The 15,781-nt window shown below is 74.1% G+C and carries 14 protein-coding genes; 5 read left to right on the forward strand and 9 right to left on the reverse strand.

Annotated elements, in window-relative coordinates; all coding sequences use genetic code 11:
• Nucleotides 1–30: 30 nt before the first annotated feature.
• Nucleotides 31–1,887, reverse strand: coding sequence for a VWA domain-containing protein (locus ACFVYF_RS06230; RefSeq protein WP_389451514.1), 1,857 nt, complete (start codon nucleotides 1,885–1,887; stop codon nucleotides 31–33).
• Nucleotides 1,888–2,053: 166 nt separating this feature from the next.
• Nucleotides 2,054–2,998 carry a LysR family transcriptional regulator gene (locus ACFVYF_RS06235; protein WP_389451517.1) on the reverse strand — a complete coding sequence of 315 codons (945 nt, stop codon included), beginning with the start codon at nucleotides 2,996–2,998 and terminating at the stop codon, nucleotides 2,054–2,056.
• Between the two features lie 186 nt (nucleotides 2,999–3,184).
• On the opposite strand from ACFVYF_RS06235, the gene snpA reads away from it, so the two are divergent.
• Nucleotides 3,185–3,850, forward strand: a complete 666-nt coding sequence (gene snpA, locus ACFVYF_RS06240) for a snapalysin (RefSeq protein ID WP_389451520.1) — start codon at nucleotides 3,185–3,187, stop codon at nucleotides 3,848–3,850.
• Between the two features lie 139 nt (nucleotides 3,851–3,989).
• Here the strand turns inward: snpA and ACFVYF_RS06245 are convergent, their stop codons facing one another.
• The 4 genes from ACFVYF_RS06245 to ACFVYF_RS06260 form a co-directional block, all read right to left on the reverse strand.
• Nucleotides 3,990–5,921 carry an FUSC family protein gene (locus ACFVYF_RS06245; protein WP_389451523.1) on the reverse strand — a complete coding sequence of 644 codons (1,932 nt, stop codon included), beginning with the start codon at nucleotides 5,919–5,921 and terminating at the stop codon, nucleotides 3,990–3,992.
• Nucleotides 5,922–5,959: 38 nt separating this feature from the next.
• Nucleotides 5,960–6,967: an endonuclease/exonuclease/phosphatase family protein gene (locus ACFVYF_RS06250; RefSeq protein WP_389451526.1), complete on the reverse strand. Its 1,008-nt coding sequence runs from the start codon at nucleotides 6,965–6,967 to the stop codon at nucleotides 5,960–5,962.
• 101 nt (nucleotides 6,968–7,068) lie between these two features.
• The gene (locus ACFVYF_RS06255) at nucleotides 7,069–7,503 is read right to left on the reverse strand and encodes a hypothetical protein (protein ID WP_389451529.1); all 435 of its coding nucleotides are present in this window, start codon (nucleotides 7,501–7,503) and stop codon (nucleotides 7,069–7,071) included.
• Between the two features lie 215 nt (nucleotides 7,504–7,718).
• Complete coding sequence (locus ACFVYF_RS06260; RefSeq protein ID WP_389451532.1) at nucleotides 7,719–8,498, reverse strand: alpha/beta fold hydrolase; 780 nt, start codon at nucleotides 8,496–8,498, stop codon at nucleotides 7,719–7,721.
• A 91-nt stretch (nucleotides 8,499–8,589) separates the two neighbouring features.
• Here ACFVYF_RS06260 and ACFVYF_RS06265 point away from each other — a divergent pair, with 91 nt between their 5' ends.
• Entirely contained in the window at nucleotides 8,590–9,963 is a 1,374-nt protein-coding gene (locus tag ACFVYF_RS06265; RefSeq protein ID WP_389451535.1) for a PLP-dependent aminotransferase family protein, read from the forward strand.
• Here the strand turns inward: ACFVYF_RS06265 and ACFVYF_RS06270 are convergent.
• Entirely contained in the window at nucleotides 9,878–10,777 is a 900-nt protein-coding gene (locus ACFVYF_RS06270; RefSeq protein WP_389451538.1) for a hypothetical protein, read from the reverse strand. The two genes, ACFVYF_RS06265 and ACFVYF_RS06270, sit on opposite strands and share 86 nt — an antisense overlap.
• A gap of 208 nt (nucleotides 10,778–10,985) precedes the next feature.
• Between ACFVYF_RS06270 and ACFVYF_RS06275 the strand changes: the two genes are divergently transcribed.
• Nucleotides 10,986–11,564, forward strand: a complete 579-nt coding sequence (locus tag ACFVYF_RS06275) for an SH3 domain-containing protein (protein ID WP_389451541.1) — start codon at nucleotides 10,986–10,988, stop codon at nucleotides 11,562–11,564.
• Between the two features lie 117 nt (nucleotides 11,565–11,681).
• Here the strand turns inward: ACFVYF_RS06275 and ACFVYF_RS06280 are convergent, their stop codons facing one another.
• Entirely contained in the window at nucleotides 11,682–12,143 is a 462-nt protein-coding gene (locus ACFVYF_RS06280) for a hypothetical protein (protein ID WP_389451544.1), read from the reverse strand.
• Nucleotides 12,144–12,248: 105 nt separating this feature from the next.
• Between ACFVYF_RS06280 and ACFVYF_RS06285 the strand changes: the two genes are divergently transcribed.
• A complete protein-coding gene (locus ACFVYF_RS06285) occupies nucleotides 12,249–12,884 on the forward strand; it encodes an NAD(P)-dependent oxidoreductase (protein WP_389451547.1) in 636 nt (211 codons plus the stop codon).
• 152 nt (nucleotides 12,885–13,036) lie between these two features.
• Complete coding sequence (locus ACFVYF_RS06290; protein ID WP_389452118.1) at nucleotides 13,037–14,206, forward strand: PP2C family protein-serine/threonine phosphatase; 1,170 nt, start codon at nucleotides 13,037–13,039, stop codon at nucleotides 14,204–14,206.
• Here the strand turns inward: ACFVYF_RS06290 and ACFVYF_RS06295 are convergent.
• Nucleotides 14,178–15,680, reverse strand: a complete 1,503-nt coding sequence (locus ACFVYF_RS06295) for a hypothetical protein (RefSeq protein ID WP_389451550.1) — start codon at nucleotides 15,678–15,680, stop codon at nucleotides 14,178–14,180. The two genes, ACFVYF_RS06290 and ACFVYF_RS06295, sit on opposite strands and share 29 nt — an antisense overlap.
• Nucleotides 15,681–15,781: the final 101 nt, after the last annotated feature.

Genomic DNA, 15,781 nt, shown 5'->3' on the forward strand with positions numbered 1-15,781 from the left:
GGGCCCCGTCACTCGTCCTCGCGGAGGGCCCTACGGGCGCCAGGCCGCGAGTACGCCGTCGAAGACCTCCGCGTCCGTCAGCTCGCGCGGAGTCGGGCCCGCGTGGAAGAAGGCGGCGTTGTCCGCCTGCAGCTTGCGGAGGTAGTCGAAGCCCTTGGCGTCGGTCTCGCCGAAGGCGACGAAGGAGAAGAAGAGGGGGAGCTTCGCCGCGTTCGCGAGGGCCTCGTTGGCGGGGGCCTTGGTGTCCGGGGGACCGTCCGTCTGGAAGATCACCAGGGCCGGGTCCGTCGAGCCCGACTTCTCGTAGTGCGTGACGATCTCCTCGATCGCCGCGTGGTAGCTGGTACGGCCCATGCGGCCGAGGCCCGCGTGCAGCTCGTCGACCTTGCCCTCGTACTCGGTGAGGGTCAGCTCGCCGGTGCCGTCGAGTTCCGTCGAGAAGAAGACGACGTGGACCGTGGCCTCTTCGTCGAGGTGGGCGGCGAGGGCGAGGGCCTGTTCGCCCAGGGCCTGGGCGGAGCCGTCCTTGTAGTACGGGCGCATGGAGCCGGAGCGGTCCAGGACGAGGTACGTCTTGGCTCGGGTGCCGGTCAGGTCCCGCTTTTCCAGCGCGGTACCGGCTTCCTGGTATGCCGTGGCCAGGGCCGGGGCCTTGGTCTTCACGTGGGTGAGGGGGACGGCGGGCTTTTTCGTCGCCGTGGCCTCGGGCTCGGTCCCGGTGCCCGTGCCCGGCTGGGTCCCGGGCTCCTCTGCGGCTGCCGGCTGCGGCTTCTTTGCGGCCTCCGGTTCCGGTTCGGTCTTCGGCTGCGCCGCTGCCTTGGGCTTCGCCTTCGGCCTTGCCTTGGCCTTCGGCTCCGGCTTCGGCTCCGGGGCTGCCTCTGCCGATGGCTCGGCTGCCGGTTCCTGGTGCGCCTCGGCTTCGCCTTCGACCTTGTCCTTCCCGCCCGCACCACCCGTGCGGCTTTCGTCGTCGACAGCGGGTGGCCCCTGCGGGGGCTCGTCGCCGTCGGCGGGTGCGGGGTCGCTCGCCTTGGCGGGAGCGGACGCGGCTGCGGCTGCCGGTGCGGCTGCGCTCGCCTTGGTGGTGGCTGCGGGTGCGGGTGCGCTTGCCTCGGTGGTGGCTGCGGTTGAGCTTGCCTCGGCGCTCGTCTCGGTGGTGGCCGCGGCTGCGGGCGTGCTCGCCTCGTCGGTTGCCGTAACGGCGGGCGCGCTCGTCTCGGTCGCCGTGGGCGCCGGTTCGCTCGCCTCGGCGGCTGCCGGTGCGGCGGGGCTCGCCTCGGCGGCTGCGGGCTTGCCCGTCTTGGCTGCCGCGGTCCTGGTTGCCCTGGCCTTCGCCGGGGCGGGCTTGTCGGCCTTGGCCTTCGCGGGGGCGGAACCGGTTGCCGCGGCTTCCGCGGGGACCGGCTCGCTCGCCTTGGCCGCCGCGCGGGTGGCCCTCGGCTTGCTCGTCTTCGCTGCCGGAGTGGGTGCCTCGGTGGCTTCCGCTTCCGCTTCCGCTTCTGGTGCCGGCTCCGGTGCGATCTCGGCCACCGGTTCGGGCGTCGGCTCGACCTCCGGCTCCGTCGCCGGGGTGGATTCCGCTGCCGGCTCCGTGGCCGGAGTGGACTCCGCGACCGGCTCCGCGGCCGGAGTGGTGCGGGGCTTCGGGACCGTTACGTTGTCGAAGGCCGCCGAGACCAGCTCGTCCACCACGGAGGGGGCCGGCTCGGTGGACGGGGCCGGTACCTCCGGGGAGGGGGCCGTCGCCGAGGGGGTCTCCGACGGGTTCGGCTCGGTCGCCGGTGCCGGAATGGTCGGGTTTGATGCCTCCCGCGAAGTCTCCGCGTCGGCGTCACGACCCTTGCGTGAGCGGCCGAACGCATTCCGCAGGAGAGTGAGAATGCCCATGTGCGCAACCCTTCGCGTGAGTTGGTGCCGTCAATCCCTGGCCAGGACGGACACGTAAGGTTAGCGGCCGTTCTTGGCGATCTTGGCCAGGGCTGGTGACCGGGACGCGGAGGGCTCTGACATCGGACGACGCGGAGGTTCGGCTCCGCCGGACCGGCTCCGGGCCTCAGTGGGCCGGAGCGAAGGCCCGGGGGCGATGGTGGGCGCGTTCCAGCCACTCCCCGTACGCCGGCGCCTGCCGGGCCGTCTCCCAGTACGCCTCCTCCAGGCCCGGGTAGACGGCGTCGAGTTCCGCCTCCGTACGGGCCGCGAGCAGCAGCCGTACGCCGAGGGGGTCGCCCGCGAGGCGCCGTACCGCCGTCTCGGGGCGGGACGGCGAGGTCGGCTGGCAGACCGTGACGACCTCGCCGGTCGCGACCAGGGCCGCGGCGGTGTGGTAATCGCCGTGCAGGACACGGGGGTTGAGGCCGGCCGCGCGCAGGATCCGGTGCACGGCGTCCCATTCGCCGTCCACCGTGGGGTCGATCATCCAGCGGTCCCCGGCCAGGTCGGCGAGGTGGACCACCGGCCGCGCGGCCGCCGGGTGGTCGGCGGGCAGCGAGACGAACTGGGGCTCGCGTTCCATCAGGACGCGCAGCCGCAGTCCCTCGGGCATGCGCAGCGGGCAGCCCTCCACCTCGTGCACGAAGGCGATGTCGAGCTGACCGTCGGCGACCATGCGGAGCAGGGCGTTGGCGGAGACGTCCATGTGCAGGATCGGCTCCTGCCGGCGCCCGCGCAGCCGGCGCAGCCAGCCGGACAGGGCACGGCTGGCGGTGGAGCCGACCCGCAGCTGGGGGCCGCCCGTGGCGGCGGACCGGGCCTCGGCCACCAGGGAGCGCATCTCGGCCACGAGCGGGCGGGCGCGCAGCAGGACGAGGCGGCCGAGCGGGGTGGGGCGGCAGCCGGTGTGGGCGCGGGTGAACAGCGCCCCGCCCAGCTCCTGTTCGATCCGGCGCAGCTGGGTGCTCAACGAGGGCTGGGCGACGCCCAGTTGACGCGCGGCGCGGTGCAGACTGCCGGTGTCGGCTATGGCGCACAGTGCGCGGAGGTGCCTCACCTCGAACTCCATGCCCCGGGAGCCTAAGCCGGAACCAGGCGCCGCACCAGATGTACAAACCGCAAGTAAAACCGGCGAGTTGGACGGCCGGCGGACCCCGATAGCCCGGTCCTATCGCCCATTGCCATCATCACAGCCCGCTCACAGGCACCGACACTCACCGTTGACGACTTCAACCCCCCACACGAGGAGTCATCGATGAGACTCACCCTGCCCCTGTCCCGGACCCTGCTCGCGACCGCGGTCGGCCTCGGTGTCACCGCCGCCGGTCTCGGCGCGGTCCCCGCCGCGGCGGCCCCCGCGCCCCTGCCGTCCTCCGGCTACACCGGCTCGGCCGCGGAGGCCAAGGCCAACCAGGCGTTCTTCGAGGCGGTCATCAAGTCGGTGGCCCAGAAGCGGGCCGCCAACCCGCTCGCCGCCTCCGTCACCGTGGTCTACAACGCGTCCAGCGCCCCCACCTTCAGCGCCCAGATAGCCCGCAGCGCCTCGATCTGGAACAGCTCGGTGTCGAACGTGAAGCTCCAGTCGGGCTCGAACGCCGACTTCAGGTACTACGAGGGCAACGACTCGCGCGGCTCGTACGCCTCCACCAACGGCCACGGCAGCGGCTACATCTTCCTGGACTACGCGCAGAACCGGCAGTACGACTCGACGCGGGTGACGGCCCACGAGACGGGTCACGTGCTCGGGCTCCCGGACCACTATTCGGGTCCGTGCAGCGAGCTGATGTCCGGCGGCGGCCCCGGCACGTCCTGCACCAACCCCAACCCGAACGCGGCGGAGCGCTCCCGGGTCAACCAGCTGTGGGCCAACGGCTTCGCGCAGGCCCTCGACAAGGCGCTGAGCAAGGCCGACGCCCGCTAGCACCCGTACGCCAGACCAGCCCCGAACCCCGGGCCGGTCTCCAGCCGGCCATCCCCACCCCCACATGTGCGGGCCGCCCCTCCTCGGGCGGCCCGCCGTGTCATGGGGGAGACCGGAAGCCCGGCGCCCGGGGCGGAGTTCAGTGCGGCGACGCGATCGCCCGGGCCGCGGCGACCTCCTGGCGGACCGGTTCGAGGACGCTGCCGGAGGGACCGGTAAGATCCGTCCGGACTTCGACGAGTACGTCAGTCTCGCGCAGCCCCGCGGACAACTCGCGCAGTTGCAGGGTGACTTGGGTGACCTCGCCGGAGGACGGCGGCGGGGCACCCTGCTTGACGCGTACCCGGGCCGCCGTCGTCGCGTCCACGATCCGCTCGACGGCGACGACCAGCGGCCACCACGCGGCGGCCCGCCGTCCGGTGGGCGGCGGTTCGGTCAGGGCGCGCTGGAACTCCGTACGGATGGCGGACAGATCGCGGTAGAGGCGGCGCCGCATCCGGGCGCGTTCAGCGGGGTCGGGCTCGCCGCCGAACGCGCACTCCACATATCCGGCCGTGTCGGCGACCGCGTCCGCGAGCCGGTCGCCGACCCGGGTGTGCCAGCTCTCCGGCCACAGCAGATATCCGGCGACGAGCGCGATCGCGCACCCGATGAGGGAGTCGACCAGTCGCGGCACCAGCAGGCCGGTGCCCTGGTGGTTGAGGACGTCCGACAGGAGCAGGATCACCGGGGTGATGGCGGCGGTCTGATAGCCGTACCCGCGCGGGGTGAAGGCGGGGATGAGCGGCGCGAGCAGCAGGATCACCGGCACGTCCCACCAGCCGCGCGGCACCACGGCGAGCACCCCGACCGCGACGACGAGCCCGGCGACCGTGCCCAGGGCGCGCAGCAGCGCCCGCGAGAAGACGGATCCGAAGTCGGGCTTCAGCACGAAGGTGATGGTGAGCGCGACCCAGTAGGAGCGGGGCACGGCGATGAGCGAGACGAGGGCCTGGGCGATGCCGATGCACAGCGCGAGGCGAAGCCCGTAGCGCCAGGAGGCCGGGGACAGGACGACGCCGCGGGCCGCGCGGACGGCCCGGACGCGCAGGGGGGCGGGGCCGCCGGTCCGGTCGTCGCCCGGCTGCCGCGGGTTCCGGTCGGTGACGACGGCGGCGGCGTGCCGCAGGGCGTGGTCGACGGCGCGCGACGTCTCGTTGGCGGGCACCGGCAGGTGGAGCCCTATGGGGCCGCTGTATCCGGTCTCGACGGCGTCCGCGAGATGGCGTACGGCGGCCGGGATCTCGTCCGCGAGCTGCTGTCCGGCCTGGTGGACGGCGGGTGCCGCCTCCACGACGGGCGTGACGGCGTTCAACTGGGCGAGCAGCCGGACGAGGTCGGGGCTGCGGCCGTGATGCCGGGCCCGCCGGGCGAGGACCAGGTCGTAGGACTGGTTGAGGGAGAGCGTGACGGCGAGGCGGGCGTCGTCGTACGCCGGTGTGCCGCAGGCGGCCAGCAGCCGCGCCACCGTCCGGTAGGTCCCCGCGACGGCGGTCCGCTCCGGCACCCCCGACCGCAGCGGCCAGGCCAGCAGGGCGAGAGCGAGGACCAGCAGTCCGCCGCCGGACATCAGCAGCGGCGCCAGCCACCACGAGCCGGGCATCGGGAGGCCGGCGCCCACCACCGCGTTCAGGAGCAGCAGCAGCCCCGACACGGAGGCGACCGCGCCGATCGACGAGATCATCCCGGAGACGAGCGCGACGCCGGTGACCGCGGCGACGGTGACCCAGCCCTGGCCGAACACCAGCGAGCCGATCGTGACGCCGATGGCGCCGAAGAGCTGCGGGATGGCGATGTTGAGGATCCGCATGCGGTACGCGTCCGCGGTGTCGCCGATGACACCGGACAGGGCGCCCATGGAGGCGAGCGCGCCGTACGCGGGCCGGCCGGCGGCGAGTCCGATCGCCAGCGGCAGTGCCATGGCGAGGGCGGCACGGGCGACGGCCGGCCAGTTGACCGGGGCCTGCTGGGGTCGGAGGTTCCTGACCAGCCAGTCGGGCGGGGTGAGGCCGATGGGCAACTGGCGGGGCATGGGGTCATTATGACCGCTGCGCCGCGCTGCCCCCGGGCTCATTTCCGCTGGTGGAGCGTGAGATCGACGACGAGGGCGCGGTGATCGGTGCCGGCCACGGGAAGGAAGGCGGCCCGGCGTGCGGAGAAGTCGGCGGAGACGAGCACGTGGTCGATCTGGGCGCCGATCCGCGGTGCGGTCCGCGCGGGCCAGCTCGGGGTGCGGGGGGACCCGGCGAGACGGGCGCCGTCGCGCAGGCCCGTGTCGAGGATCCGGCGGAAGGCGGCGTGGTCCTGGGAGGCGTTGAAGTCGCCGGCGACGACGGTCGGTTGCCCCTCGCCGGCGGCGGCGTAGTCCCGCAGGGTGCCCAGCTCCTTGCGCCAGAGGCCGACCTGGTCCGGCAGCGGGGGCATGGGATGCGCGAGCTGGAGGCGTACGCCGTGGCCGTTCACGTCGGCGACGGCGCCCGGCATCCCCATGGTCCCGGGCACTCCGGCGGCCTTCCGGAGCGGAAACCGGCTGAGGATGACGGACCCTTCGGAGCCGCCGCCCTCGACCGCGGCGCGGTAGGGGAAGTCGCCCTTCCCGAACTCCTCCCGAAGCCGGTCCTGGCAGCCGTTCTCGCACTCCTCCACGAACACGATGTCGGGCCGTTCCCGCCGGATCGCCGGGACGAGCGCGTCCGTTCCCCGGCCGAACTGCACGTTGGAGGTCAGCACCCGCAGCCCGGCGACCGCGGCCCCGGACGGCTCGCTGGTCCTGCCGTACGGCTCGATGTACCAGGCGACGACTCCGAGCACCGCCACGCCCCACACGAGTCCGAGCCGCCACCGGGCGAGCGCGGCGAGCAGCAGGGCGAAACCGGCCGGGGCGAGCAGCCAGGGCAGGAACGCCAGCAACTGCGGCACCGGCGTGATCCCGTCGGTGTCGGCGGCCCGGCAGCCGGCGACGACGCTCACGCCGGCCAGCACGAGCCCGCTCAGCCAGGCTCCGAGGACCCGCCCGCGCCGCCGTGGTCCATCGGCCCGCTCCGCCGGACCCGTCCGCTCTGCCGCCGCAGTGTCCACGTCCGGCCTCCCGCTCCCGTGTGTGGCGTGCCCGAATCCTCCCTGAAGGACGGGAGGCGCGGGGCGATGGTTGCCGCACGGGACGGGGACCTGCGTGGTGGTTACGGGGTGGTCGTCGTCCGCGCCGAGGTGGCCAGGGACCACATCACGAAGACGCCGATGGCGATGGAGATGACCGACCAGACGGGGGCGTACGGCAGGAACATGAAGTACTCGATCATGTACAGGGCCGCCAGGCCGATGCCCACACCGCGTGCCCAGTCCGCGCCCTTGAGGATGCCCCAGCCGGTGATCGCGACCAGGACGCCGATGACGAGGTGGATCCAGCCCCAGGTGGTGAGGCTGAACTCGTACACGTAGGTGCCGACGCGCTGGTACACGTCGTCGGCGGCGATGCCCGCGATGCCGTTGAGGACGCCGACGACGCCGCTGACCATCATCAAGATCCCGGCGAAGACCGTGCCTCCCGTCGCCCAGGTCGAGTGCCTCGGGTGGGTGGCCCGGGGCGGGGGTGCGGACGCGGTGTGCTGGGTCATGAGGGTCTCCTCGGGGAGGGTGTGACTCTCTCGCAGCGTGGTCCCGGGGGCACGGGCAGGCATCCCGGATGGGCCGAACGGGTGAATCGGCGGGCATCGGGGATTGCGGCGGGCGGCGGGTGGCTCGGACCCGTCGGGCGGCATGGCCGCCCGGCCGCTCAGGCGTCCACGCGCGCCATGCTCGGACCCGTCGGGCTGCATGGCCGCCCGGTCGCTCAGGCGTCCACGCGCGCCAGGAACGCCGACAGCGCCCGGTTGAACTCGGCCGGGCGTTCCAGGTTCGGCAGGTGGGCCGACGACTCGATCACCTGGAGCGTGGAGTCGGGGAGCGCCGCGTGCATCGCCTCCGCGTCCCGCTCCTGGGTGAACGTGTCGTCGGCGCCGACCACGACGAGGGCCGGGACCGCGACCCGGGTCAGCAGCTCGCGGTAGTCGGGGCGTTCCGCCCGGCCCCGCAGGGCCGCCGCCGCACCCTCGGGAGGGGCCGCGGTCATCATGCGGTGGACGTGCGCCGCGACCTCCGCGTCCGCGTACGGCGCGACCATCCGGTGCAGCACCTCGTCGGCGTACCCCCGCATGCCCTCCCGCAGCAGGCGGTCCGCCGTGTCGTTCCGCGTCTTCCTGCCCTCGGGTGTCTCGGCGGCCGGGAAGGTGTCGGCGAGGACCAGGCCCCGGATGCGGTCCGGGAACTGCCGGTAGCACTCCATGACGATCTGGCCGCCCATGGACAGCCCGCCGAGGACGAACTCGCCCACCCCCAGCTCGTCCAGCAGGCCCGCGATGTCCTCGGCGAAGGTGCCGAGCGGGGTGGTGCCGGGGACCACCGGGGACGCGCCGTAACCGCGCAGGTCGGGGGCGATCACCCGGCGCGCGGGTGAGAAGGCGGCGATCTGCGGTACCCACATCGTGCGGTCGAAGGGGTGGCCGTGGATCAGGACAAGGGGCACGCGCGATGCTTCGGTGCCTTTGTCCTCGTATGCGAGGAAGGGTGCCATGTGATCGACCTTAGGGTCCCTCAACTCCTCGGTGCAATAAGATCTTTGCTCTCGGTGCAATGACGATGCAATGACGGAAAGGGGCGGACGCGTGGGGGACTACCGGCGGATCGCCGACCGCATCGCGGACGACATCGCCACCGGGCGGCTGAAGCCCGGTGAACGGCTGCCGCCGCAGCGGGCGTTCGCGCGGCGCCGCGGGATCGCCGGCTCGACCGCCGGGCGGGTGTACGGCGAACTGGTGCGGCGCGGACTGGTGGTGGGCGAGGTCGGCCGCGGCACGTTCGTCCGGGCCGCGCCGGTGCCCTCGGGCCGCGCCCTGGCCGAACCGGCGACCACCGCCCCGGTCAACCTGGAGCTCAACTACCCCACCGCGCCGGGCCAGTCGGAGCTCCTCTCCCCCGGCCTCGCGCCGCTGCTGCGCCCCGACGTCCTCACGGATGCGCTGCGCACCGCCCCCGCCGCCGGCACCGCCCCCGCCCGCGAGGCCGTCGCCGCCCTCCTCGCCACCCCGGGCTTTCGCCCCGCGCCCTCCCGGCTCCTGTTCGCCGGCAACGCCCGGCAGGCGATCGCGGGCGCTCTCGCCTCCCTCGTCCGGCCGGGCGGTCGCGTCGGCGTCGAGGCCCTGACGTATCCCCTGGTCAAGGAGATCGCGGGCCGCCTCGGCGCGGTGCTGGTGCCGCTGGCCACGGACGCGGACGGGCTGCGCCCCGACGCCCTCGCCGCCGCGCACCGCACCGCCCCGCTCTCCGCCGTGTACGTCCAGCCGACACTGCACAACCCGACCTCGCTGACCATGGGGAACGGCAGGAGGCGCGAACTGGCCGATGTCGTAAGGGCGTTGGACCTGCCGGTCGTGGAGGACCGCATCTGGTCCTTCCTCGCCGGACCCGCCGCGCACGGGGAGCACGCGGGCCTGGATCCGCTCGCCGCGTACGCCCCCGAGCGCACCCATGTCGTCGACGGGCTCTCCAAGCGCGTCGCGCCCGGGCTGACGGCCGGCTTCCTGGTCGTGCCCGAGGGGCGGCAGGAGGCGGTGGCGCAGGCGCTGCGCTCCGGGGGCTGGACGGCGGGGCGGTTCGCGCTGGAGGCCTCGGTGCGGTGGATCACCGACGGCACGGTGGACCGGCTGGTGGCCGCCAAGCGCGCGGACGCCGCGGCGCGGCAACGGCTCGTCGCCGAACACCTCGCGGGCTTCGCCGTACGGGCCGATCCGCGGGCGTACTACGCCTGGTGGGAGCTGCCGGCGCCGTGGCGCGCGGACACGTTCACGGCGGCGGCCGCGCGGCGCGGGATCGCCGTCACGCCCGGCCCCGCGTTCCAGGTGGCCGTGGCGCGCGGGTCCGCCGCCGTGCCGGCGCCCGGAGCCGTCGACGCGGTCAGGCTCGGACTTGCGTCGGCTCCTCGGCAGGAGCTGGCGTGGGCGCTGCGGACGCTCGCCGCAGTCGCGCGATCCGCTCCGTGAGCAGCGCGCCGAGCGCCACCACCAGACCCAGTGCCAACAGCAGCCAGGACACCGAGCGCAGGGTGGTCGTGAGGGTGTCGTAGATCGCCCCGGCGGCCGCGTGGGACACGTCCGAGGGCAGCCCGGCGAGGGTCAGCCGGCGCCCCACGGCGATGGCGACCGCGAGCAGTCCGGCCCCCAGGGCGGTGCCGAGCCCGGTCGCGACGACCGCCCGGCGGCGGCACACCGCGACCAGCACACCCGCCACCGCCAGTACGACGGTGGCGACCGGAAGCCAGAAACCGGCGAATTCGAGCACGTGAAACCCCTTCCGGAACTCCCTCAGATCGGCGGCCCTGAGCACGGTGATCTCGGTGTGCTCGACCGGGATGCGGTTGGCGAACGGCACGTGGTCGTGGGTGAGTCGGCGCTTGACCTGCTCGGTGACCGGCGCCAGGTCGAGGGTCACCGCCCGCTCGCGGTCGTCGCGCAGCGCCCGCATCACGGCGTCGTACGCGGCCTGGTTGGCGGCCTGCCACGCGGTGTGGAAGGCCGGTGTCTGGGTGAAGGACCGCACGGCCTCGTGCACGAAGGAGCGCACCGGCCGCCGCAGCCGGGGCCCCACCTCGACCTCGCGCATGATGCCGTCCGTGGTCGCCGCGGCGATGGCCTCCCGGACGGCGGGATCGGTGGCGAGCGGCGCCGTCGTGGCCTCGTAACGAGCGCTGTCGCCGATCTCGTACGTCGCCCACATCGCGAGCGTGCCGACCGGCGCGAGCAGGCAGGCGAGGGCGATCAGCACGGCCGACAGGGCGCTGCGGACACGTAGGGACACCCCCTCAGGCAAGTCCTCGCGGGCGGGGCGCGCGAGCGGTTTGGCTGCATATGGGCGCATATGACAAGCCGTACGGGGGAGGGGGCGGCGGGCCGTCCGGGGGAGCGGCTCAGGCGCCCGGAAACGCTCGGGAAGCCCGTGATTCCGGGCTCCGGTGGAGGGCTCACCCGAACGGGTGTTACCTGGATCTGGGGAAAGGAGGCCGATCATGCGCACCACCCCGGCCCTGCGGACCTTTGCCGCGGCCCTGTTCACCAGCGGCGTTCTGACCGTCGCGATGACGGGCACCTCAGCGGCGGCCGCCCAGTCCCATCCGTCCGGTCGAGACGGCTCCGGCAGTCCCATCTGGGGCACCATCGTCTCGAGCGGTGAACTCAACCTCCGACAGATGCCCACCACGAACTCGGCGGTCGTCGGCTCGGTCTCACCGGGCAGCCAGGACCGCGTGGAGTGCGCGGTCAAGGGACAGAACGTCTTCGGCAACCCCTACTGGTACTGGCTCACCGGAGCCCGGGCGTGGGCGAGCGCCGCCTTCGTCGACACCGGCAGCCAGGGCGTGCCGAGTTGCTCGGACCCGTGCCCCGGCTGGAAGGACAGGTCCTCGGACAACGTGCACGACCGGGGCGCCTGGACGTGCGACGCGTGCGACGACCGGGATGCGTCGAGCAGCAGCAGTTCGAGCGGTTCCGGCTCGGGCTCCTGGAGCTTCAGCGCCGCGGGTTCCTGGAGTTGGAGCGTTTCGGGCTCCTCGTCCGGTGTCTGGGAGTGGAACCCGGGCAGCGGCTGAGTGAGACAGACGTACGAGGCCCCGGCATCCCTGCCGGGGTCTCGTTGCTCGGGTCTCCCGCCGAAGTCGCGCGATCAGCCGCGGATCAGCCGCGATCAGCCGCGGATCAGCTCCGGATCAGCTCCGGATCGGGCGGCCCTCCGCGTCCTCGTGCGTGTAGTAGCGGTAGAAGAGCACGGCGAAGACGGACGCCGCGATGCCGAGCGACATCAGCACGGAGCGCAGGACCGTCGCTCCGGTCTGGCTGTACAGGAAGCCGAACGCGATGCCGGTGAAGGCGAACCAGAGCAGCGCGTGCACCTCCCGCCGCATCCTCGGCGCCATGATGCTCAGGCCGGCCCATACCGCCCCGAACGCGATCGCGCACACGAACCCGAACAGCACGTTCCAGCCGGTGATGGCGTGCGTATCGCGCCGGATCGCCGCGGCCCAGAAGCCGTAGACGAGCCCGAGCACCACGGGTAGCGCCAGCTTCACGGCCGCGTGGGCGCGCGGGCTGAGGACGCCGGGCGTCCCGGTCGTGCGGTCGGTCTTTCCGGGCGTACGTGGTGTCCCTGACGCGGGTGCCGCTTGAGCCATGGGAACACTCCTCTCTCTCCTCGCCCCTGCCTTCCAGAGCACACCTCGCGCAGGGCGCTGGCAAGTCGGGATGCGGGGGTCTCGGCACCGTGTTTCGCTGGCCGTATGAAGCTCCTACTCTTCGGCGCCACCGGCATGGTCGGCAGCCGGATCGCGACGGAGGCGTCGGCGCGCGGACACCGGGTCACGGCCGCGAGCCGGTCGGGGCAGTCCCCGATTCCCGGAGTCACCGCCACCGCCGCGGACGCGGGGGACCCGGCAAGGGTCGCCGCGCTGGCCGTGGGAGCGGACGCCGTGGCCTCCGCGTGCGTCCCGCCGCGTGACGGCTCGGATCCGCGGGGCCCCTTCCTGGCGCTCAACCAGGCCCTGGCGCAGGGCACCCGCGAGGCCGGAGTGGCGCGGCTGCTGGCCGTCGGCGGCGCGGGGAGCCTTCAGGTCGCCCCCGGCCAGGAGCTGTCCGACCAGCCCGGCTTCCCGCAGGCCGCGCTCCCCGAGGCCCTCGCCCACCGCGACGTCCTCGCCTTCTACCGCACCCTCGACGACCTCGACTGGACCTACGTCTCCCCGGCCGCCGCGATCACCCCCGGTGAGCGCACCGGCCGCTACCGCGTCGGCGGCGACGAACTGCTCACCGACGAGCACGGCAACAGCCGTATCAGCGCCGAGGACTACGCGGTCGCCTTCGTCGACGAACTGGAGAACCACGCCCATCCGCGCGCTCGGATCTCGGTCGCGTACTGACGAGGCGCGGACAGGTGGACGGCCGGCGGCACGGAGCGAGGCGCGACCGGTGGGCCCTGCGCACGCCGCGGCACGGCGCGGGGCGGCACCGGCGGACCGTCCGCGACGAAGGGCTCGGCGAGACCCGGCAGCGGCCGGCCGTACTCGACCGCCTGCCGGGCGCCGGCCGGCAGCCGGACGCCGCCGACCGGGAGCAACTGCGCGTCGGCGGCCGCAGTGTGGCCTGGGTGCCGCCGCTGATCCTGCTCCTCGCCATCGCCGTGCTCGACTGGAACACGTCCGGCGAGTTCCGGATCATCTCCTGGATCGTGCTGGTGCCCGGTATCGCCGCGGCGATCTGCGGGGTGTGGGGCACGGCGGTCTTCGCCGTCCTCGCGGTCCTCACCTACGTCACCGTGGACACCTCCTGGCCGCACCAGTACCAGACCGGACTGCCCGACTTCATCCTCGTCGCCGCCGGCGGGGCGCTGGCCACGCTGGCCTGCGCGGTCCGGGTGCGCGGCGAACGGCACATGCTGCACATGCGGGACGTCGTCGAGACCACCCGGCGCGCGGTCCTGCGCCCGCTGCCGCCGGGCTGGGGCGGCCTCGACCACGCGGCCGCGTATCTCGCCGCGGACAGCGAGGCCCGCGTCGGCGGTGACTTCTACGACATCCAGCCGGGCCCCAGCGGCACCCGCGTCCTCCTCGGCGACGTCCAGGGCAAGGGCCTGGGCGCGGTGGACGTGGCGGCGGCGCTGCTCGGCACGTTCCGCGAGAGCGCCTACCACGAGCCCTCCCTCGCCACGGTCGCCGCCCGTCTGGAGACGCGGATGCTGCGGCACGTCGAGTACTGCGCGGCGGCCGGGCAACTCGACGGCGACCGCTTCGCCACCGGGGTCCTGGTCGGCTTCACCGAGGACGACCTGGACACGGTGGAGGTCATCAACTTCGGCCACGACCCGCCGCTGGTCATCGGTCCCGGCGGGGTGCGCTCCCTGCCGCCGGGCGACGGACTCCCCCTCGGGCTCAGCGAGTTGGTGCCGGGGCCGCCGCCCGTGCTGCGCGTGCCGCTCGGTCCCGGCGAGACACTGCTGCTCGTCACCGACGGGGTGACCGAGGCCCGCGACGCCGACGGCGAGTTCTTCCCGCTCCTCGACCGTGTCTCCGAGGCCCTGGCCGGCGACCCGGGCGCGATCGAACCCCGGCGGCTCGTCCGGCTCGTCCGCGACGGCACCCTGCGGCACAGCGGCGGCCACCTCGGCGACGACACGACGATCTTCGCCGTACGCCGGCGGCAGCCGGATCCGGGGCTCACCAGCCGGTCAGCAACAGGTGATTGAGGAGCAGCGCGAGCACGGCCTGGGCGGCGAGCCAACGCCGGGGGCCGGGCAGCGGCGCCCCGGCGGGCAGCAGCCACATCACGAACGGCAGCCAGATCCGCTCCGTCTCCGCCTTGCTCATCCCCGAGAGATCCGCGACGAGAAGGGCCGCCAGCGCGGCGAGCGTGAGCAGCGCCAGCCGGCGGCGGCCGGGAGTGGGGCCCGCCGGGTCCGGGAGGGTGGGCGCCGGCCGGCGGCGGCCGGGAGTGGGGCCCGCCGGGTCCGGGAGGGTGGGCGCCGGCCGGCGGCGGTCGGGAGTGGGACCCGCGGGGTCCGGGCGGATGGGCGGTGCCAGTCGGCCGGGAGTGGGGCCCGCCGGGTCCGGGAGGGGGACGGCGGTCCGGCCCGGGCGCGCCACCGAGGCGACCGCCCGCCGCAGCCCCGCCACCGTCGCCGGCCCCGCCACCAGCACCGTGCACGCGAGGTTCGCCCACACCCAGTAGCCGTACGGCCGGACACCGCCCGCGCCCTCGTAGTAGCGCTCGACCAACAGCCGGTACGCCTCCCACCAGTTGAAGCCGAGCAGCGCGAACGTCAGCGGGACGACGACGAGCCCGCCGGCCACGTACGGCAGGACCCGCAGCCGGGAGCGCCCGAGCAGGAGCACCGCGGCGGCGATCAGGGCGAAGAGCATCAGCCCGTACGAGAGCTGGGAGAGCAGACCGAAGAGGAGGCCGGAGGCGAGGGCGGCGGTCCTGGGGCGGTGGCCGGTGACCGCCAGGGCGAGCAGCGCCAGGGCCCAGGCCGCGACCGCGGCGAAGTAGCCGTCGGCGGAGGTGCCCGCCCACACCGCGGCCGGGGACAGCACCAGGAACGGCGCCGCCCGCCGGGCGAGGGCCTCCCCGGCCAGCGCGCGGACGGCGATCAGCACGGCCACGCCCGCCGTCGCGCCGACCGTGATGCACCAGACCCCGGCCCACGCCCCGCCGCCCAGCCCGATCCGGTCGAGCAGCACGAAGGTGAGGGTCGCCCCCGGCGGATGCCCGGCCACGTGCGCGGGCCAGTGGCCGGGGGAGTGGATCAGGATGTGCCGGGTGAAGTCCCGCAGGGCGGCGGGGATGTCGTGGAAACGGTCGATGACCCGGAGGTACTCGTACGCGGTCGTCAGCCGTCCGGCGATGCCGCGCTGCCAGCCGTCGACGAGCGCCAGCGAGAACGTCCACGCCAGGGCCGTCCCCCAGGCGGCACCCAGCAGTGCGCGCCACGGCAGCCGGGCGGCGAGCGACGGCCCGTACGCGACCACCGCGACGGCCGCCGCGAACGCGGCCGGGGTGCCCGGCCCGACGTGCGGATCCCAGGTGGCGTACAGGGGTGGCCACCCCACGTGGAGGGTGCCGTCGTCGCGTTCGATCGCGGTGCCGGCCACGACGGCGGCCGTGACGAGCAGCGCGCCGGCCAGGACGGCCCACAGGTCGTGGAGAAGATCGCGTCTCACAGGGGCACGCTAGGCCGGGAGCCGTCGGCATCGGCCGCGACCAGCCCGGACGTCAGCGTTTCGTCATGAGTCGAAAGCCCTGTGCCGGGCCCTTCCGGTCC

Source organism: Streptomyces sp. NPDC058274, from assembly GCF_042881375.1.
GTDB lineage: Bacteria > Actinomycetota > Actinomycetes > Streptomycetales > Streptomycetaceae > Streptomyces.